Source organism: Elioraea sp. Yellowstone (genome assembly GCF_006704265.1).
Lineage (GTDB): Bacteria > Pseudomonadota > Alphaproteobacteria > Acetobacterales > Acetobacteraceae > Elioraea.
This window is the reverse complement of sequence record NZ_VIKA01000012.1, coordinates 26,155-45,106: the sequence shown is the minus strand read 5'-3', so window position 1 is coordinate 45,106 and position 18,952 is coordinate 26,155. Positions and strand designations below refer to the sequence as shown.

The window sequence follows — 18,952 nt, the reverse complement described above, 5'->3', positions numbered from 1 at the left end:
CGCCGAGGCTGACCAGCGCCCCCGGCACCGCGCCGCCGGCGAGCATGGCGGCGAGGCGGAGCGCCGGTTCGGGCAGTGTTGCGCCCGAGGCGCGGACGGCGAGCCCCGCGACCATCGCCCAGACGAGCGGCGCACGCAGCATGGCGTTGGCGCCCGCGCGCAGGCCCCCGCGGGTCAGCAGCAGCATGTTGGCGTTCATGGTGCCGAGCACGTCGATCACCAGGATGGCGATCGCGGCACCGGTGGCGGCGGGGTCGGAGCCGAGGGGCGAGACGGCGATGGCGGGCAGGCCCATGTAGCCGACGTTCGCGCTGACCGCGCCCATGGCGGCGAGGGCGCGGGCGCGCGGGGAGACGAGGGCGGCGGTTGCGGCGGTGGCGAGCATGGCGGCGGCGAAGGCGGCGGGTGCGAGGAGTGCGGCGGGTGGCGGCGTGGCGGCCTCGACGACGAAGCGGAAGATGAAGGCGGGCAGCGCCGCGTAGAGGACGAACAGGCGCAGCCCGTTCTGGGCTGCGGGCGCGGCGAGCGGGCCGCGGCCGAGCGCGTAGCCGAGCGCGATCAGGGCGAAGAAGGGGAGGAGAATCGGCAGGGGCAGCACGGGGGGAGGGTCGGGGATGGGGGGTGGTGGGGGGAAGGGGCGAGGTGCCGTGGCGTCGCCGGCCCGGGGGCCGGCTCAGCGCCACCCTTCCCTCCGCGGGTCCGCTTGTCTTGCGGGGGCGAAGCCGCCACTCTGGCACGGACCGAGTCGCGCGAGGCCCGATGCTGGACACGTCCGTTCATGACGCATTGATCGCCTATGCCGATGCGATCCGGAAGGATCGCGCGGCCAATCGGGGCATTGCCGGCGACGGTACGGGACTGGAACTGCTGCTGGCGCCGCGCTTCCAGCGACTGTTGGAAGATGCGCTGCGGCTGCGCTTCGGCGCCGGGGCAGCGGTGCGCGTGCTGCCCGAATACCGCAAGCCTGGCGTGGGCCGGCCCGACATCGCGTTGGCGCAGGCGGCGCAGCCGGCGCGCGCCTTCGTCGAGTTGAAGGCGCCGGACAAGGGGCTGCGGCCGGCGCAGTTGCGCGGGCACGACAAGTTGCAGTTCGAGCGCTTCAGGGCGCTGCCGCTGTGGGGATTCTGCAACTTCCACACGATCCATCTCTATCGGCGTGATGCGCACGACGAGGAGGCGATGATCGTTCCGGCCTCGGTGCTCGACCCGGAGACGCCGGCGGCGACGGCGGAGCGGCTGATCCGGGGCAGCGATCCCGCGCCGTTCCTGGCGATCGTCGAGAAACTGGCGCTGGCGCAACCGCCGCCGATGCGCACGGCGCAGGACGTGGCCGAGGCGCTGGCGCATGCCGCGCGGCTGGTGCGGGGCATCACGCTGGATGCCTGCCGCGAGGGCGCGCCAGCGGCCTTGGATGCCGTGCGGGCCGAATTCCGCGACACGCTGTTCGCCCATGCCGAGGCGGGCGGCTACGACGAGCGGGACGAGAACGCGCTGTTCGCGAACGCGTTCGCCCAGACGCTGGCCTTCGGCCTGCTGCTCGCGCGCGAGGCAGCCGGCGGAGAGGTCGGTCAGGACGCCTACCGCAGGCTGCCGGAAGGCAGCTATCCGCTGCTGCGCGCCACGCTGCGCGCGCTGACGCAGGACGAGATCGTCGAGGTGCTCGGCGCCGGCTTCGACGTCATCCTGGACACCGTGAACGCGGTCGATCCCGAGGTGCTGGCCAAACGAAACGGACACGATCCGATCCTCTATTTCTACGAGGACTTCCTCGCGACCTTCGATCCGGTCGCGCGCAAGCGGCACGGGGTCTATTTCACACCCGTTCCGGTCGTGCGGTTCATGGTGGCGGTGACCGACCGGGCGCTGCGCGAGCATCTGGGCACGAACGGGTTGCTGGACCGGGATGTGCTGGTGCTCGACCCGGCCTGCGGCACGGGCACGTTCCTGATCGCCGCCGCATCGCTTGTCGCGGAGCGGGCGGCACGCGAGATGGGCGAGGGCGCGGTAGCCGGCGAACTGACCAAGCTTGCCGAACGGCTGCACGGGTTCGAGCTGCTGGTGGGGCCGTACACGGTGGCGCACTACCGGTTGCAGCGCGAATTGCTGGCCGCCGGAGCGTCACTTGCGACGCGGTTGAAGATCTACCTCGCGGACACGCTCACCCCGCCGACCGGCGGCGTCGGGGTGGTGCCGCATCTCGGGTTCATGTCGGCACCGATCGTGGAGGAGCGGCGGGCGGCGGATGCGGTGAAGCGCGAGGCGCCGATCCTGGCGATCTTCGGCAACCCGCCCTATCGGCGGCTGGCGGAGGGCGAGGAGACGCGGATCACCGCCGGCTGGGCGAACGGGTTCTGGGACGATCTGAAGCAGCCGGTGCGTGAGGCCGGCTGGGGCGGGGAGCTCAACACGTTCCCCGACCTCTACATCGCGTTCTGGCGCTGGTGCCTGTGGAAGCTGTTCGAGAGCGAGGGCGCGCCGAAGCGCGGCGTGGTGTGCCTGATCACCAACCGGACCTTCCTCGCGGGCCACCCCTATGCCGGGCTGCGCAGGATGCTGCGCGAACGGTTCGACCGGATCGAGGTGATCGACCTGCGCGGCGACCTGCGCGGGGAGCGCCCGGCCGGGATCGAGGAGGACGAGAACGTCTTCGCGATCCAGGCGGGGGTGTGCATCACGATCGCCGTCGCCGACGGCACGAAAGCGGACGGCACGGAGGCGCAGGTGTTCTACGCCGACACGTGGCGGCAGCAGGCGTAGCGTGGCGGTGGGTCTGTTCTCGAAGGCGGCGAAGGAGGCGTTCCTGGAGCGTGTCGCGCGGGACGAGGTGGCCCTCTCGTTCGTGCGCGTCGAGCGCGGCGGGCTCGACGATTTCCTGCCTGCGCCGTTCGCCGATGTCGCCGCCGTGTCCATCGCCGATGCGTTCCGGTTCCGCTCGTCCGGAACACAGACGAAACGGGATGAATTCGTCTACGGCTTCACGGCCGCACAGATCGAACGCCAGGTGAAGGATTGGCTGGCGGCGCCAGCGGCCGAGGCGCAGGCAGCGTTCCATGCGTCGCGCGACCGCGACTGGTCAGAGGCGCACGCCACGTCCTTCGATGCCGCGCTGGTCCGTGAAACGGCGTATCGACCGCTCGATCGTCGGCTCCACTACGCGCACCGCGCCTTCAACGATTTCCTGCGCACCGATCTCCGCGCGGCCTGGGGCGCCACGAACATCGCCCTCTACGCCATGCCCTCCGGCACCGGCGCCGGCCCGGCCGTGTGGGTGCACGGCCTGATCCCCGACTACCACGCCTTCCGCGGCTCCTACGGCGGCTACGCCTTCCCGCTCTACGACCGCCGCAACGGTCCCGGCGCGCACAACCTGAACCCCGACCTGCTGCGCGGCCTGGAAGCCGCCTATGCGCGCCGCGTCCGGCCCGAGGACGTGTTCCACGCGATCACCGCGCTGCTCTCCGCCACCTCCTACACCCGCCGCTTCGCCTGGGACCTGGAGGAGGCCTTCCCGCACATCCCCTTCCCCGCCGATCCGGCGGTGTTCGAGGACGCCGCGCGGATCGGCGCGGAGATCGCCGCGCTGGAAACCTTCGCACGCCAGCCGGCCGCCGCGTTCCGCACCGCGCGTCTCGCGGGCAAGGCAACGGGCGTCACGCTCCAGGTGCCGCCGATCGGCCGGGCCTTCCTGCCCGACGGGTCCGGCAGCGGCGCGATCCCGCTCCAGCACGACAGCTCGCTCCGCCTCGCTGGCGTGCCCGAGCGCGTCTTCGCCTTCGGCGTGTCCGGTTATCGCGTGCTCTACCGCTGGCTTGTGGCACGCGCAGGCGAACCCCTTGCCGAGGTGCAGCGCGACGCCCTCGATATCGCCTGGCGGCTCGCCGAGCTGCTGCACTGGTTCGACCAGGCCGATCCCGTGCTGGACGCCGCGCTCGCGCGCCCGCTCAGCCGCGCCACGCTCGGCCTGTAAGACACCGCCCCCGGGCTGCTACACTGCCGGCATGCCGATTCACGCCCCCGACCAGACCAGCCTGTTCGACCACCTCCCGGCCCAGAGCACGGAGGCCGAGGACGAGGCCCGACGCAGGGCCGCGCGCCGCATGGCGCGGCACGTCATCGCCGAGCTCGAAGCGGCCAAGACCATGCCGTGGGACGAGGCCGCACGGGCCAGCGCGAGGATGCTGGTCACCAATGCCACGAGCTGGTTGCCTGAGGAGGAGCGCGAGACGCTGCGCGCGGCCTTCGCCGCGGCGCTCGCCCGGCACGGGGTCACCGCGTAGCCCACCGTGCCCCGCAGCGGCTCTACGCGATCGAGGACGAACACGACCGGTTCTGACGCATCGGTGCACTACGCTGCGCGCGCCATTCCCCGGCACGCCGCACACGACGCCGGGCGGCGGCATAAAGTCGTAAAGCGATAAAGTCATAAAGCAATGGGGGGCGACGCTCGCCCCCCACACCCCCCGCAGCGATCAGTCGTCCAGGAAACTGCGCAGCTTCCGGCTCCGGCTCGGATGCTTGAGCTTGCGCAGCGCCTTCGCCTCGATCTGGCGGATGCGCTCGCGCGTCACGTTGAACTGCTGCCCCACCTCCTCGAGCGTGTGATCGGTGTTCATGCCGATGCCGAAGCGCATCCTGAGGACGCGCTCCTCGCGCGGCGTCAGGGTGTTGAGGACGCGCGTGGTCGCCTCGCGCAGGTTCGCCTGGATCGCCGCATCGAGCGGGATGACCGCGTTCTTGTCCTCGATGAAGTCGCCGAGATGGCTGTCCTCCTCGTCGCCGATCGGCGTCTCCAGGCTGATCGGCTCCTTGGCGATCTTCAGCACCTTGCGCACCTTCTCGAGCGGCATGCCGAGCTTCTCGGCGAGCTCCTCCGGCTGCGGCTCGCGGCCGATCTCGTGCAGCATCTGGCGGCTGGTCCGCACCAGCTTGTTGATCGTCTCGATCATGTGCACGGGAATGCGGATCGTGCGCGCCTGGTCCGCGATCGAGCGCGTGATCGCCTGGCGGATCCACCAGGTGGCGTAGGTCGAGAACTTGTAGCCGCGGCGGTACTCGAACTTGTCCACGGCCTTCATCAGGCCGATGTTGCCCTCCTGGATCAGGTCGAGGAACTGCAGCCCGCGGTTGGTGTACTTCTTGGCGATCGAGATCACGAGGCGCAGGTTCGCCTCGATCATCTCCTTCTTCGCCCGCGCCGCGTCCCGCTCGCCCTTCTGCACCGTTGTCACCACGCGGCGGAACTCGCCCACCGGCAGATGCACCTCGTTGGCGATCGCGGCGATCTTCGCGCGCACCGCCTCCACCTCGGCCGCGTGCTTCGTGGCGAGGGTCTTCCACGCCTTGCCGGGCAGCCTGCCCACCCGCTCGAGCCAGCCCGGATCGAGCTCGTGGCCGCGATACTCCTTGAGGAAGTCCTCGCGCTTGACCTTGGCGCTCTCGGCGAGACGGAGGAGCTGGCCCTCGAACGCGGTCAGGCGCTGGTTGAGGTCGCGCAGCTCCTCGACCAGCTGCTCGATGCGCACGTTGTTCAGGTGCACCTTCTGGACGAGCTCGACCACCTCGGCCTTGGCCTTCTCGTACTTCCGCTCGGCCTGCGGCGTCGGCACCCCGCCCTCGGAGAGCGTCTTCAGGCGCGCCTCCTGGAGCTTGGCGAGCTTCCGGTAGGCGGCCGCGATCGCCTCGAAGGTGGCGAGCACCTCGGGCTTCAGCTTCTCCTCGAGCGCCGAGAGCGAGAGCTGCGCGCCCTCGTCGTCGTCGAACTCCTCGCCGCCCGCATCGTCGTCCGGCTCCGCCGCCGGGGCGGGCGCGCCGTTGACGGCCGCCTCCTCCGGCGTCTGGCCGGCGCCGTGGGTGGCCTCGAGGTCGATGATGTCGCGCAGCAGCATCTTGCCCTGCTGCAACGCGTCGTGCCAGGCGATGATGGCCTTGAAGGTCAGCGGGCTCTCGCACAGCCCGCCGATCATCATGTCGCGGCCGGCCTCGATCCGCTTGGCGATCGCGATCTCGCCCTCGCGGGAGAGGAGCTCGACCGAGCCCATCTCGCGCAGGTACATCCGCACCGGGTCGTCGGTGCGGCCGAGCTCGGCCTCGTCGACATTGCCGCCCGAGCCCTCGTCCTCGTCCTCCTCCTCCGCCTTCGCGGCCTTGGCGACGGGGGCGGCCTCCGACTCCTCGGCCTCCTCGGCCTCCACCACGTTGATGCCGAGTTCGCTCAGCATCGCCATGGTGTCCTCGATCTGCTCGGAGGAGACCTGGCCCGGCGGCAGGGCGGCATTCACGTCGTCATAGGTCACGTAGCCGCGCTCGCGGCCGCGGGCGACGAGCTTCTTCACCGCGGCCGACTGGGTGTCGAGCAGCGCGCCCTCGGCGATGTCCTCCCCGGCGGGGTCGGCGGTGGTGGTGGTGGTCGGTTTCGCCATTCGGGTCACCTCGGTCGGTGGTCGGGATGGGGCACGAACACTGTCCCCCTACCCTATGTGCGTGTCTCGCAGGCCTCGGCGGCGTCACTCGGCCGGATCCTCGGCGAGCTCCGCCCGGAGCTCCGCCCGCATCCGGTCCAGCGCCTGGAGCCTGCGCAGATTGGCCTCGCAGAAATCGGCAGCCAGCGCCGCGCGCGCCTCGGCCACTTCGCGCTCCAGCCGCTCAGGGTGCAGTCCGGCGAAGGCGCGCTCGATCGCGGCACTCGCCTCCGCTGGTGTCGCCTCGGGCAGGGTGGTCGGTGGAATGTCGCTCAGGCCGCGTCCCAGAACGGCCTCCAAAGCCTCTGCAAGCCCCAGGCTGCGGAGTTGGTCGACGAGCCCCTTGGGGTCAAGCCCGATCAGGGCGGTCCTGACCTGCTCGCAGGGCGGGGAGGTGAACCGCTCGGCCGCGAGCGCCTCCTCGAACCGGGGCAGCAGCCCCGGATGGGTCAGCAGCAGGGCGAGCAGGTTGCGCTCGCGCAGCGCCTGTACCCGATCCGGGGCAAGGGGCGGACGGGATGCTAGGCGTGCGCGCGGGCGGGTCGCCGGCCCTGCGGCGCCGCTCCGGGCGCCCTGGCGCTGGCGGAACCAGCGGTCGCGGAAGTGGCGGCGGTACTCGTCGCTGAGGTCGCGGTCCCGGATGCGCCCGGCGAGTTCGTCAAGGCGGCGGCGCTGCGCGGCCCGTTCCTCCGGCCCGGCGGCAGGACCGGCGATCGCGTCGAACAGGGTATCCGCGAGGCCCTTCCGCGCCGCGAGCACCTGGTGGAACCCGTCCGCGCCCTTGCGCAGGACGAGCGTGTCTGGATCCTCGCCCGGCGGCAGGGAGGCGAGCGCCAGCGTCCGCCCGGGCGCAAGCAGCGGCAGCGCGATCTCGGCGGTGCGCAGCGCCGCACGCGCGCCGGCAGCATCGCCGTCGAAGCAGAGCACCGGGGCCGGGGAGATGCGCCACAGCTCGGCGAGGTGTTCGGCGGTCAGCGCCGTGCCGAGCGGGGCGACCGCGCCGCCGAACCCGGCCTGGTGCAGCGCGATCACGTCCATGTAGCCCTCGACGACGACCAGCTCGGCGCCCGCACGCGCATTCGCCCGCGCGAGATCGAGCCCGTAGAGCGTGCGGCGCTTCGAGAACAGCCCCGTCTCCGGCCCGTTCAGGTACTTGGGCTGGCCGTCGCCGAGGGTCCGGCCGCCGAAGCCGATCACCCGGCCGCGCCGGTCGCGGATCGGGAACATCACGCGGTTGAAGAAGAGATCGACTGCCGGGCGATCCGGGTCGTCCTGCTTCATCAGTCCGACCGCGACGAGCTGCTCGACCGTCACGCCCTGGCCGCGCAGATCGGCCGCGATCGCGCCCCGCCCCTCGCCCGACCAGCCGAGCCCGAACAGCCGGATGGTCTCGTCGGTCAGTCCCCGCCGACGGAGATACGCGAGTGCGGGTCGCCCCTCCGGCAGATGCAGCCGGCGGGCGAAGGCGGCGGCGGCGGCCTCGGCGATGCCGGAGAGGCTCGCGATCCGCTCGGCCGCGGCGGCGGCCTCGGGGCTCGCCCGCGGCACGGTCATGCCCGCTTCACTGGCCAGCCGTTCCACCGCCTCCATGAATCCGAGGTTCTCGCAGCGCATCACGAAGGCGATCGCATCGCCATGCGCACCGCAGCCGAAGCAGTGGAAGAACCCCTTGTCCTCGACCACGTGGAAGGAGGGCGTCTTCTCGTTGTGGAACGGGCAGAGGCCCTTCAGCTCACGCCCCGCGCGCGTGAGGCGCACGCGCCGGCCGATCAGCGCGCCGAGGGGGGTGCGCGCACGCAGCTCGTCGAGGAAGGAGTCGGGAAGCGCCATCGGCGCGGGTTCAGCCGGCGAGCGCCGCCCTCACCTTCGGCCCGGCCTTGGCCAGGTCGAGCGCCCAGCCGTGCTTCGCCTTCAGCGCGGCCATCACCTTGCCCATGTCCTTGACCGAGGCCGCGCCGGTCTCGGCCACGGCGGCGCGCACGGCGGCCTCGAGCGCCGCCTCGTCCATCTCGGCGGGCAGGAAGCGCTCGATCACGGCGATCTCGGCGAGCTCCTTGTCCACCAGATCCTGGCGGTTGCCCTGGCGGTACATCTCCACGCTCTCGCGGCGCGACTTCACCATCCGGCGCAGCATGGCGAGGATCTCGTCGTCCTCGACCTTGTCGATGCCCTTCGGCCGCGCCTCGATATCCACCTTCTTGAGCTCGGCGAGGATCATGCGGATGGTCGAGGTGGTGGCGGCATCCCCCGCCTTCAGCGAGGTCTTCATCGCCTCGGCGAACTGCTCGCGCAGGCCCATGCGCGGATCTCCCTGATGAATGGCCCTCTACTATAGGGTATGACGCTCGCCGGCGCAGCTTGGGAACGCCCTTCCCAAGTGCCGATTTGGCTTGCGGCAGGAAATCTCTTCCCTTATCTCCGCCCCATGGCCAGCGTGGACGAGATCATCGACCGGCTCGGCGGCCCAGAGCGGGCGGCCCAGCTCACCGGCGTCGGGACGGAAGCGATCCGCAAGTGGCGCCAGTCCCGCACCATTCCTGCCAAGCACTGGCCGCTGATCCTGAAGGAGACTGGGCTCGCGCTGGCCGACATGCCCGGTGCCGAAGCGGCGGAGCCTGCGCCGAGCGCGGATGGCCGCCCGGTCGGCGCGACGGCGGCGCTGGTGCTGGCGGATGGCACCGTGCTCTGGGGCCGCGGCTTCGGCGCGCACGCCACCATGGTTGGCGAGGTGTGCTTCAACACGGCCATGACCGGCTACCAGGAGGTGCTGACCGATCCCTCCTATGCCGGGCAGATCATCACCTTCACCTTCCCGCATATCGGCAATGTCGGCACCAATGCCGAGGACATCGAGACCGCCACCCCCGCCGCGCGCGGGCTCGCGGTGAAGGACGATCCGACGCTGCCCTCCAACTGGAGGGCCTCGCGCGGCCTGCCCGAGTGGCTCGTGGCGCACGGCCTGCCCGGCATCGCCGGGCTCGACACGCGACGCCTGACGCGGCGCATCCGGCTTGCCGGCGCGCCCACGGGCGTGCTCGCGCACCCGGCGGACGGCAGGTTCGACCTCGAGGCGCTGGTCGCGCAGGCGACGTCATGGCCGGGGCTCGAGGGCATGGACCTCGCGCGCGAGGTCACCACCCGCCAGCAGTACTCGTGGGACGAGACGGTCTGGGCGTGGCCCGCGGGCTATGGGCGTCAGGAGGCGCCGCGCTTCCACGTGGTCGCGATCGACTACGGGGCGAAGCGCAACATCCTGCGCTGCCTCGCCAATGCCGGCTGCCGGGTGACGGTGCTGCCCGCGACCGCGAGCGCGGAGGACATCCTGCGCCACGCGCCGGACGGGGTGTTCCTCTCGAACGGCCCGGGCGATCCGGCCGCCACCGGCGAGTACGCGGTCCCCGCGATCCGCGGCGTGCTGGAGAAGCGCGTGCCGGTGTTCGGCATCTGCCTCGGGCATCAACTGCTCGCGCTGGCGCTCGGGGGGAAGACGCGCAAGCTGCACCAGGGCCACCGCGGCGCGAACCATCCGGTGAAGGAGCTCGCCACCGGCAAAGTCGAGATCACCAGCCAGAACCACGGCTTCGCGGTGATCCCGGAGAGCCTGCCGGAGAGCGTGCGGGTGACGCATGTGTCGCTGTTCGACGGCACGAACGAGGGGATCGCGTCGGACGCGCTGCCGGCGTTCAGCGTGCAGTACCACCCCGAGGCGAGCCCGGGACCGACCGACAGCCATCACCTGTTCGACCGGTTCGTGACGATGATGGAGAGGGCGAAGGCAGCATGAGCGGTCTGTTCGATCTGACGGGGCGGGTGGCGCTGGTCACCGGGGGCAATGGCGGCATCGGTCTCGGCATGGCGAAGGCGATCCATGGCGCCGGTGCGTCGGTGATGATCGCGGGCCGCAACACGGAGAAGAACGCGGCCGCCGTGGCCGCCCTCGGCGAGCGGGCGGCGTCCGTGGTCGCGGATGTGAACGACGCGGCGTCGGTCGCGGCGATGGTCAAGGCGACCACGGACCGGTTCGGCGGCCTGGACATCCTGGTGATCAATGCCGGCATGAACATCCGCAAGCCCGTGCAAGAACTGGCGTTCGACGAGTGGCGCCAGGTGATCGCGACCAATCTCGACAGCGCCTTCGCCTGCGCCAAGGCGGCCTATCCGGCGCTGAAGGCCTCGGGGCGCGGCAAGGTGATCACGATCGGCTCGATGATGTCGATCTTCGCCGCCGGCTTCGCGCCGGCCTATGCCGCGTCCAAGGGCGGGATCGTGCAGTTCACCAAGGCGCTGGCGACCGGCTGGGCGGCGGACAACATCCAGGCGAACGCGGTGCTGCCGGGCTGGATCGACACCGATCTGACACGTCGCGCGCGGCAGGACGTCGCGGGGCTCAACGAGAAGGTGGTGGCGCGCACGCCGGCCGGGCGCTGGGGCGTGCCGGACGATCTCGGCGGGATCGCGGTGTTCCTCGCGTCGAGCGCATCGGACTTCGTCACCGGCACGGCGATCCCGGTCGATGGCGGCTACGCGGCGATGATCTGAACCGTGCCCGACACCGCCACCCTGCTGACCTTCGCGGCGCTGAGCTTCGGCCTGTGGATCACGCCCGGGCCGAACATGCTCTATCTCGTCTCGCGCAGCCTGACGCAGGGGCATCGCGCGGGGTTCGTGTCGCTGGTCGGCTGCCAGTGCGGCAGCCTGGTCTATGCGCTGCTGGGCGCGGCGGGGATCAGTGCGGTGCTGCTGGCGGTGCCAGCGGCCTATGACGCGTTGCGGTTCGGTGGCGCGGCCTATCTCGGCTGGCTCGCCTGGCAGAGCGTCCGGCCGGGCGGTGTGCCTTTATTCGCGCCGCGGCCGATGCCGCGCGAGGGCGATGCGCGGCTGTTCCTGATCGGCATGGGCACGGCGATCCTGAACCCGAAGGTCGCGTTGTTCTATGTCGCGGTGTTGCCGCCATTCATCGATCCGGCGCGCGGCGACGTGTTCGTGCAGGGCGCGGTGCTGGGCGGCATCCAGGTGCTGGTGTGCACGCTGGGCGACGCGTTCCTGGTGGCGACGTCCGGCGGTGTGGCGACGTTCCTGCAGAAGCGCCCGATGTGGATGGCGGCGCAGCGCTGGGTGCTCGGCGGGGCCTTGGCGCTGCTCGCGGTGAAGTTGGCGACAGACGAGCGACGGTAATCGGGGGGTCCGGGGGGCCAATGGCCCCCCGGCGGGATGCAAGGGCGGAGCCCTTGCGGAGGGGAAGACATGCCCAAGCGCGAGGACATCAAGAGCATCCTGATCATCGGCGCCGGTCCGATCGTGATCGGCCAGGCCTGCGAGTTCGACTACTCGGGCGCGCAGGCCTGCAAGGCGCTGAAGGCCGAGGGCTATCGGGTTGTTCTGGTGAACTCCAACCCGGCCACGATCATGACGGATCCCGGGCTCGCGGATGCAACCTATGTCGAGCCGATCACGCCGGAGATGGTGGAGAAGATCATCGCCAAGGAGCGGCCCGATGCCTTGCTGCCGACCATGGGCGGCCAGACCGCGCTGAACACGGCGATGAAGCTCGCCGATCTCGGCGTGCTCGACCGCTACGGGGTCGAGCTGATCGGCGCGAAGCGCGAGGCGATCGACAAGGCTGAGGACCGGCAGAAGTTCCGCGACGCGATGGCGGCGATCGGGATCGAGAGCCCGAGGAGCGCGATCGCCCATTCGCTGGCGGAGGCGCGCGAGGCGTTGAAGCTGGTCGGTCTGCCGGCGGTGATCCGGCCGAGCTTCACGCTCGGCGGCACGGGCGGGGGCATCGCCTACAACATGGAGGAGTTCGAGGCGATCGTCACGGGCGGGCTGGATGCCAGCCCGACCACCGAGGTGCTGATCGAGGAGAGCGTGCTCGGCTGGAAGGAGTACGAGATGGAGGTTGTGCGCGACCGTGCGGACAACTGCATCATCGTCTGCTCGATCGAGAATCTCGATCCGATGGGCGTGCACACCGGCGATTCGGTGACGATCGCGCCGGCGCTGACGCTGACCGACAAGGAGTATCAGCGGATGCGCGACGCCTCGATCGCGTGCCTGCGCGAGATCGGGGTGGATACCGGCGGGTCGAACGTGCAGTTCGCGATCAATCCGGCCGATGGGCGGATGGTGATCATCGAGATGAACCCGCGCGTCAGTCGCTCCTCGGCGCTGGCGTCGAAGGCGACCGGGTTCCCGATCGCCAAGGTCGCGGCGAAGCTCGCGGTCGGCTACACGCTCGACGAGTTGGCGAACGACATCACCAGGGTGACGCCGGCGAGCTTCGAGCCGACGATCGACTACGTGGTGGTGAAGATGCCGCGCTTCACCTTCGAGAAGTTCCCGGGCACGCCGGCGCTGCTGACCACGAGCATGAAGTCGGTCGGCGAGGCGATGGCGATCGGCCGCACCTTCGCCGAGGCCTTGCAGAAGGGGCTGCGCAGCCTCGAGACGGGACTCTCGGGCCTCGACGAGGTGACGGCGCTGGCGGGGGCGGAGAAGGGCGAGATCCTGGCGGCGCTGTCCACGCCCACACCCGATCGCGTGCTGGCGGTGGCGCAGGCGTTCCGCGAGGGGCTGACGGTGGAGGAGATCCACGGTGCGACGCGTTTCGACCCGTGGTTCCTGCGCGAGATCGAGGCGGTGGTGCATGCCGAGGAGATGGTGCGCGCGGCGGGGCTGCCGAAGGATGCGGCGGGGTTGCATCGGCTCAAGGCGATGGGATTCTCGGACCGGCGGCTTGCCACGCTGGCCGGCGTGAAGGAGGCCGAGGTCGCGAAGCTGCGCGGCAGGCTCGGCGTGCATCCGGTGTACAAGCGGATCGATACCTGCGCGGCCGAGTTCGAGAGCCTGACCCCCTACATGTACTCGACCTATGAGGGGAACGGGATCGAGCCGGCCGAGTGCGAGGCCGATCCGACGGACCGCACCAAGGTGGTGATCCTCGGCGGCGGGCCGAACCGGATCGGCCAGGGGATCGAGTTCGACTATTGCTGCGTGCACGCCGCCTACGCGCTGAAGGAAGCGGGGTTCGAGACCATCATGGTCAACTGCAACCCCGAGACGGTGAGCACGGACTACGACACCTCGGATCGGCTCTACTTCGAGCCGCTGACGGCGGAGGACGTGATCGCGCTCGTGCGCCGCGAGCAGCAGCGCGGCACCGTGCTCGGCTGCATCGTGCAGTATGGCGGGCAGACCCCGCTCAGGCTCAGCCAAGCGCTCGCCGCGGCGGGAATTCCGCTTCTGGGCACCTCGGCCGATGCGATCGACATCGCCGAGGATCGCGAGCGATTCCAGGATCTCCTCAAGCGGCTCGGGCTGCGTCAGCCCGAGAACGGCACTGCGCGCTCGGTCGAGGAGGCCGAGGCGGTGGCGGAACGGATCGGCTATCCGGTGGTGATCCGCCCCTCCTACGTGCTCGGCGGGCGGGCGATGGAGATCGTGCACGACCGGTCCGGCCTGCACCGCTACATGCGCGAGGCGGTGCGCGTCTCGGGCGAGAATCCGGTACTGATCGACCGCTACCTGAACGACGCGATCGAGGTGGACGTGGACTGCATCGCCGATGGCGAGACGGTCTATGTCGCGGGCGTGATGGAGCACATCGAGGAGGCGGGGATCCACTCGGGCGATTCGGCGTGCTCGCTGCCGCCCTACTCGCTCTCCCCGGCGCTGGTGGCGGAGCTGCGCGAGGAGACCGAGGCGCTGGCGAAGGCACTGAAGGTCGTCGGGCTGATGAACGTGCAGTACGCGATCCAGGACGGGGCGATCTACGTGCTGGAGGTGAATCCCCGCGCCTCGCGCACCGTGCCCTTCGTCGCCAAGGCCACGGGTGTCGCGGTGGCGAAGATCGGCGCGAAGGTGATGGCCGGGGCGAAGCTCTCCGCGTTCCGGCTGGACGACGAGGCGGTCAGCCGGCACGTGGCCGTGAAGGAGAGCGTGTTCCCCTTCGCGCGCTTCCCGAACGTCGATGTGCTGCTCGGTCCCGAGATGAAGTCGACCGGCGAGGTGATGGGGCTGGATGCGAGCTTCGAGCGCGCCTTCGCCAAGAGCCAGCTCGGCGCCGGGGTGCGGCTGCCGCTCGCCGGCACCGCGTTCATCAGCGTCAAGGACGGCGACAAGCCGGCGGCGGTGGCGCTGGCGCGGCGGCTCACCGACATGGGCTTCGGGATCGCGGCGACGCGGGGCACCGCCGCCGCGATCCGCGAGGCGGGGCTGGAGGTGGGGGTGGTGAACAAGGTTCTGGAAGGCCGGCCGCACTGCGTCGATGCGATCAAGTCGGGCGCCTTCCAGCTCGTGATCAACACCACCTCCGGCGGTCGCAGCGTCTCCGACAGTTTCGACATCCGCCGCTCGGCACTGACGCACAACGTGCCGCACTACACGACGCTTGCTGGCGCACGCGCGGCGGTGCACGCGATCGCCGCGCTGAAGGCCGGCACGCTTGAAGTCGCGCCCCTCCAGTCGTATTTTGTCGGGTCGTTCTAGGACGAAGCCGCGCGCCTGCCCGGGCAACCGGGGGGCGCGCAGCGTCGTTTGACAGTCGCGGGGAAAGGGGCAAGCTGATCGCCGTCCCCGCGGCATGTTGTGCCGGTTACACGAGAAGAGAGTTCAAGAGGACGCCTGCCGTGCAGAAGTTCCCGATGACGGCCGAAGGCCTTGCCAGACTGGAGGAGGAACTCCGGCACCTGAAGAGCGTGGAGCGACCGGCGGTGATCCGCTCGATCGCCGAGGCGCGCACGCATGGCGACCTGTCGGAGAACGCCGAGTATCACGCGGCGCGCGAACGCCAGAGTTTCATCGAGGGCCGGGTGGCGGAGCTCGAGGCGATCATCGCCGCCGCCGAGGTGATCGACATCTCCAAGCTCTCGGGCAACCAGGTCATGTTCGGCGCGAAGGTGACGCTCGTGGACGAGGAGACCGAGGAGGAGCGCACCTGGCAGATCGTCGGTGCGCACGAGGCCGACATCAAGAAGGGACTGATCAGCATCTCCTCGCCGGTCGCGCGCGCGATCCTCGGCAAGAAGGTCGGCGACGTGGTCGAGGTGCCGGCCCCGGGCGGGGCGAAGAGCTACGAGATCACAGCGGTCGGCTTCGGCTGAGGGTCAGGCCCGGTCCGTCCCGCCGTGGCGGTGACCTTTGACGACATCGCCGCGGCGGCGGCACGCATCGCCGACGGTGTCGCGCGCACGCCGACGGTTCCCGCCCATGCGCTGGCGACACGCCTCGGCCTTGCGGCGCTCGCGCTCAAGCTCGAGACACTGCAGCGCACGGGCAGCTTCAAGGAACGCGGCGCGCTGAACCGCCTGCTGGCGCTGTCCGAAGACGAACGGCGCGCGGGCGTGATCACCATGTCGGCCGGCAATCACGCCCAGGCGGTCGCCTACCACGCGCAACGGCTCGGCATTCCCGCGACCGTGGTGATGCCGGCTTCGACGCCGAACGCCAAGGTGATGCGCACCCGCGGTCACGGCGCGAGGGTGGTGCTGCACGGCGAGACGCTCGCGGACAGCGCCAGGCATGCGCGCGCGCTCGCAGCCGAGCACGGGCTGACCTTGGTGCATCCGTACGACGACGATGCGATCATCGCCGGCCAGGGCACCGCCGCGCTCGAGCTGCTCCGCGATGCGCCCGATCTCGATACGATCGTTGTCCCGGTCGGCGGCGGCGGCCTGATCGCCGGCTGCGCGGTCGCCGCACGCGCGCTGCGGCCGGGCGCACGCGTGATCGGCGTCGAGGTCGAGGGCTGGGCGGCCTGCGCCCAGCGTCTCGCCGGCGAGGAGGTGCGCACCGGGGGCGCGACGATCGCCGAAGGGATCGCCGTGCGCGACATCGGCGAGCGCCCCTTCGCGATCATCCGCGACCATGTCGAGCGTGTCCTTGTTGTCCCGGAACAGTCGATCGAGGAGGCGATCGGGCTCCTGGCCGAGGAGGCGAAGATCGTCACCGAAGGGGCGGGCGCGGCCGGCATCGCGGCGCTGATCGCGCATGCGCCGCTGTTCGCCGGCGCGCGGGTCGGCGTCATGCTGTGCGGCGCGAACATCGATGCGCGCATCCTCGCCAACGTGCTGCTGCGCAACCTGGTGCGGGACGGGAGGCTCTTGCGGCTTGCGGTCGACATCGCCGACCGGCCGGGCGTGCTCGCCGATGTCGCCGGCCGGATCGCGGCGGCCGGCGGCAACATCATCGAGGTGACGCATCAGCGCCTGTTCGCAACCCCGTCGGTGCGCGCCGCCGAACTCGACCTGGTGGTGGAGGCGCGCGATGCCCTGCACGGCGCGGAGATCCTCGCCGCCCTGGAAGGGGCCGCGTTCCGGGTGAAGCGGATCTAGCCTCGCAACCGGAAAGGTCAGGAAAGCTCCGGCAAGACGCGACGGTCGTCGCGGAAAGCGCGGGTCGGCATGGTGGCTGCGGAACGACGCCCAGGCAGGCGCCGTGCACCGCAGGGAGATCCCGCCATGACCCAGACCCGCCCCCGCCGCACTCTCGCCGCCCTTGGCCTGGCCGCGTGCCTCGCCGCGGCGAGCGCCGCCTCACCCGCGTCCGCGCACGACCCCCGCTCCGCCGCCGGCGGCCCGGCCGCGCTGACCGCCCAGCTCGTCGAGGTGCGCGAGGCGCTGTCGAAATACGCCGATCCCCTGGTCGCGATCCGCGACGGCTACTTCTCGACGCTGGGCTGTGTGCTCTATCCCGAGGGCGGGATGGGAGTGCACTTCCTCAACCCGGCGCTGATCGGCCCCACGCCCGATCCGTTCAAGCCGCAGATCCTGGTCTACGAGCCGGATCGCGCAGGCCGGCTGCACCTGGTCGCCGCAGAGTGGTTCATCCCTCTCGCCACGGGCATCGCCGACCGGCCGACGATCTTCGGCCGGCCCTTCGACGGGCCGATGGAGGGCCACGAGCCGCTGATGCCGCGCGAGCTGCACCACTACGACCTGCATGTCTGGCTGTGGAAGGACAACCCGGAAGGGGTCTTCAACGCCATCAACCCGACCGTGACCTGCCCCGGCTACGCCTATCGGCTGATGGAGGCACCACCGCCGATCGTCGCCCATCGCTGAGGGCGCGCGCCCGCGCCCGCGCGCCGCCGACGCTACTCCATGTGCCAGCCGTGGCTCGCGATCAGGCTCTGCCCGGTCAGCGCCGCGGTGGGATGGCTCGCGAAGAACAGCGTCACCTCGGCGATGTCGTCCACGGTGGTGAACTCGCCGTCCACCGTGTCCTTCAGCATCACCTTCTGGACGACCTCCTGCTCGCTCAGCCCCAGCGTCCGGGCCTGTTCCGGGATCTGCTTCTCGACCAGGGGGGTGAGCACGAAGCCCGGACAGACGACGTTGGCGGTCACGCCCTTCCGCGCTCCCTCCTTCGCGACCACGCGCGCGAGGCCCATGAGCCCGTGCTTGGCGGCGACATAGGGCGCCTTCAGCACCGAGGCGGTCTTGGAGTGCACCGAGCCCATGTAGATGATCCGGCCGTGGTTGTTGGCGTACATCGAGGGCAGGCAGGCGCGGGTGAGCAGGAAGGCGGCGTCGAGATGGACCGCCACCACGCGGCGCCACTCGGCGAAGCTGAACTCCTCCAGCGGATGGACCACCTGGATGCCGGCATTGCTGACCAGGATGTCGGTGCGGCCCCAGGATTTCAGCACCGCCTCGACGCCGGCCTGCACGGCTGCCTCGTCGGCGACGTCCATCGCCACCGCCATCGCCGTCCCGCCCGCCCCGCGGATCGCCTCGGCGGCCGCCTCGGCGGAGTCGCGGTTCAGGTCCGCGATCGCGACCTTCGCCCCCTCCTCGGCGAAGCGTTCGGCGATGCGCCGGCCGATGCCGCTCGCAGCGCCCGTGACGATCGCCGTGCGTCCCTCGAGTCGCATCCCTGCACTCCGTTCCTGGGGTTCACTCGCGCGGGATCGGCACCCCGGCCACGTCCTTGCCGGTGCGGATGGTCTGCAGCGTGGTCACGCGCGTCACGTTCGGAGCCTCGGTGAGCCGGCGCGTCAGCTCGTTCTCATGGGCGGTGTCGCGCGCCACCACCTTCAGCAGGAAGTCGCCGCCGCCGCGGATCATGTGGCACTCGCGCACCTCCGGCCAGGAGCTCGCCATCTGCTCGAAGGCGTCGAGCACGGACTGCTTCTGGCTCTCCAGTCCCACCACCGCGAAGAACAGCACCTCCCAGCCCAGCATCGCCGCATCGGTCTCCGCGTGGTAGCCGCGGATCACTCCCGCCTCCTCGAGCCTGCGCACGCGCCTGAGGCAGGGCGGCGCCGAGATGCCGGCGCGCCGGGCGAGCTCGACATTGGTCATCCGCCCATCCTCCTGCAGTTCGGCGAGGATCCGCCGGTCGATCGCGTCCAGCACGGGCGTGGCGGCCGGGGTCTTGCGCATCTCGGAATCCTGGAACGGTCACGAAGCTCGCACGCGCAAGAATATTCCAGATTCGTCCCCCGCGGAACAGCCTGGCCTGCGCGTTCGCCTTGTCGCGCCGCGGCAAAG

General features: G+C 70.7%; 16 protein-coding genes. 10 read left to right on the top strand and 6 right to left on the bottom strand.

What is annotated here, in order from left to right; genetic code table 11:
- The coding region (locus tag FK498_RS03700; protein ID WP_370510872.1) for an AEC family transporter at positions 1 to 598 on the bottom strand (598 nt) is incomplete at its 3' end.
- 161 nt (positions 599 to 759) lie between these two features.
- Between FK498_RS03700 and FK498_RS03695 the strand changes: the two genes are divergently transcribed.
- The 3 genes from FK498_RS03695 to FK498_RS03685 are packed head-to-tail and all read left to right on the top strand — an operon-like array spanning position 760 to position 4,277.
- Positions 760 to 2,757, top strand: coding sequence for an N-6 DNA methylase (locus tag FK498_RS03695; protein WP_141851653.1), 1,998 nt, complete (start codon positions 760 to 762; stop codon positions 2,755 to 2,757).
- Between the two features lies 1 nt (position 2,758).
- On the top strand, positions 2,759 to 3,967 hold the full coding sequence (locus FK498_RS03690; RefSeq protein ID WP_141851652.1) for a type ISP restriction/modification enzyme: 1,209 nt from the start codon (positions 2,759 to 2,761) through the stop codon (positions 3,965 to 3,967).
- Positions 3,968 to 3,998: 31 nt separating this feature from the next.
- A complete protein-coding gene (locus tag FK498_RS03685; RefSeq protein ID WP_141851650.1) occupies positions 3,999 to 4,277 on the top strand; it encodes a hypothetical protein in 279 nt (92 codons plus the stop codon).
- Positions 4,278 to 4,469: 192 nt separating this feature from the next.
- Here the strand turns inward: FK498_RS03685 and rpoD are convergent, their stop codons facing one another.
- The 3 genes from rpoD to FK498_RS03670 form a co-directional block, all read right to left on the bottom strand.
- The gene (gene rpoD / locus FK498_RS03680) at positions 4,470 to 6,419 is read right to left on the bottom strand and encodes an RNA polymerase sigma factor RpoD (protein ID WP_141851648.1); all 1,950 of its coding nucleotides are present in this window, start codon (positions 6,417 to 6,419) and stop codon (positions 4,470 to 4,472) included.
- Between the two features lie 84 nt (positions 6,420 to 6,503).
- The gene (gene dnaG, locus FK498_RS03675) at positions 6,504 to 8,288 is read right to left on the bottom strand and encodes a DNA primase (protein ID WP_141851647.1); all 1,785 of its coding nucleotides are present in this window, start codon (positions 8,286 to 8,288) and stop codon (positions 6,504 to 6,506) included.
- Between the two features lie 10 nt (positions 8,289 to 8,298).
- The gene (locus FK498_RS03670) at positions 8,299 to 8,757 is read right to left on the bottom strand and encodes a GatB/YqeY domain-containing protein (protein ID WP_141851645.1); all 459 of its coding nucleotides are present in this window, start codon (positions 8,755 to 8,757) and stop codon (positions 8,299 to 8,301) included.
- A gap of 126 nt (positions 8,758 to 8,883) precedes the next feature.
- On the opposite strand from FK498_RS03670, the gene carA reads away from it, so the two are divergent.
- From carA to FK498_RS03635, 7 genes are all read left to right on the top strand, one after another.
- A complete protein-coding gene (gene carA / locus FK498_RS03665) occupies positions 8,884 to 10,242 on the top strand; it encodes a glutamine-hydrolyzing carbamoyl-phosphate synthase small subunit (RefSeq protein ID WP_141851643.1) in 1,359 nt (452 codons plus the stop codon).
- Positions 10,239 to 10,997: an SDR family NAD(P)-dependent oxidoreductase gene (locus tag FK498_RS03660; RefSeq protein WP_141851640.1), complete on the top strand. Its 759-nt coding sequence runs from the start codon at positions 10,239 to 10,241 to the stop codon at positions 10,995 to 10,997. Before carA ends, FK498_RS03660 begins: the two co-directional genes overlap by 4 nt.
- A gap of 3 nt (positions 10,998 to 11,000) precedes the next feature.
- Entirely contained in the window at positions 11,001 to 11,633 is a 633-nt protein-coding gene (locus FK498_RS03655; protein WP_141851638.1) for a LysE family translocator, read from the top strand.
- Positions 11,634 to 11,702: 69 nt separating this feature from the next.
- The gene (gene carB, locus FK498_RS03650; protein ID WP_141851636.1) at positions 11,703 to 14,948 is read left to right on the top strand and encodes a carbamoyl-phosphate synthase large subunit; all 3,246 of its coding nucleotides are present in this window, start codon (positions 11,703 to 11,705) and stop codon (positions 14,946 to 14,948) included.
- Between the two features lie 140 nt (positions 14,949 to 15,088).
- Positions 15,089 to 15,562 carry a transcription elongation factor GreA gene (gene greA / locus FK498_RS03645; protein WP_141851634.1) on the top strand — a complete coding sequence of 158 codons (474 nt, stop codon included), beginning with the start codon at positions 15,089 to 15,091 and terminating at the stop codon, positions 15,560 to 15,562.
- 24 nt (positions 15,563 to 15,586) lie between these two features.
- On the top strand, positions 15,587 to 16,792 hold the full coding sequence (locus FK498_RS03640) for a threonine ammonia-lyase (RefSeq protein ID WP_141851632.1): 1,206 nt from the start codon (positions 15,587 to 15,589) through the stop codon (positions 16,790 to 16,792).
- Between the two features lie 126 nt (positions 16,793 to 16,918).
- A complete protein-coding gene (locus FK498_RS03635; protein WP_141851630.1) occupies positions 16,919 to 17,521 on the top strand; it encodes a hypothetical protein in 603 nt (200 codons plus the stop codon).
- Between the two features lie 32 nt (positions 17,522 to 17,553).
- On the opposite strand, the gene FK498_RS03630 is transcribed toward FK498_RS03635, so the two are convergent.
- Together FK498_RS03630 and FK498_RS03625 are read right to left on the bottom strand one after the other, a co-directional pair.
- Positions 17,554 to 18,333, bottom strand: a complete 780-nt coding sequence (locus FK498_RS03630; protein ID WP_141851628.1) for a 3-hydroxybutyrate dehydrogenase — start codon at positions 18,331 to 18,333, stop codon at positions 17,554 to 17,556.
- A 22-nt stretch (positions 18,334 to 18,355) separates the two neighbouring features.
- Entirely contained in the window at positions 18,356 to 18,844 is a 489-nt protein-coding gene (locus tag FK498_RS03625) for an Lrp/AsnC family transcriptional regulator (protein WP_141851626.1), read from the bottom strand.
- Positions 18,845 to 18,952 lie beyond the last annotated feature (108 nt).

Excerpts from the sequence above, each read along its gene's own strand:
- FK498_RS03625 (WP_141851626.1), bottom strand. The coding sequence starts at position 18,844 with ATGCGCAAGACCCCGGCCGCCACGCCCGTGCTGGACGCGATCGACCGG.
- FK498_RS03660 (WP_141851640.1), top strand. The coding sequence starts at position 10,239 with ATGAGCGGTCTGTTCGATCTGACGGGGCGGGTGGCGCTGGTCACCGGG.
- FK498_RS03685 (WP_141851650.1), top strand. The coding sequence starts at position 3,999 with ATGCCGATTCACGCCCCCGACCAGACCAGCCTGTTCGACCACCTCCCG.
- FK498_RS03670 (WP_141851645.1), bottom strand. The coding sequence starts at position 8,757 with ATGGGCCTGCGCGAGCAGTTCGCCGAGGCGATGAAGACCTCGCTGAAG.
- dnaG (WP_141851647.1), bottom strand. The coding sequence starts at position 8,288 with ATGGCGCTTCCCGACTCCTTCCTCGACGAGCTGCGTGCGCGCACCCCC.
- FK498_RS03630 (WP_141851628.1), bottom strand. The coding sequence starts at position 18,333 with ATGCGACTCGAGGGACGCACGGCGATCGTCACGGGCGCTGCGAGCGGC.
- carA (WP_141851643.1), top strand. The coding sequence starts at position 8,884 with ATGGCCAGCGTGGACGAGATCATCGACCGGCTCGGCGGCCCAGAGCGG.
- FK498_RS03635 (WP_141851630.1), top strand. The coding sequence starts at position 16,919 with ATGACCCAGACCCGCCCCCGCCGCACTCTCGCCGCCCTTGGCCTGGCC.
- carB (WP_141851636.1), top strand. The coding sequence starts at position 11,703 with ATGCCCAAGCGCGAGGACATCAAGAGCATCCTGATCATCGGCGCCGGT.
- FK498_RS03695 (WP_141851653.1), top strand. The coding sequence starts at position 760 with ATGCTGGACACGTCCGTTCATGACGCATTGATCGCCTATGCCGATGCG.
- rpoD (WP_141851648.1), bottom strand. The coding sequence starts at position 6,419 with ATGGCGAAACCGACCACCACCACCACCGCCGACCCCGCCGGGGAGGAC.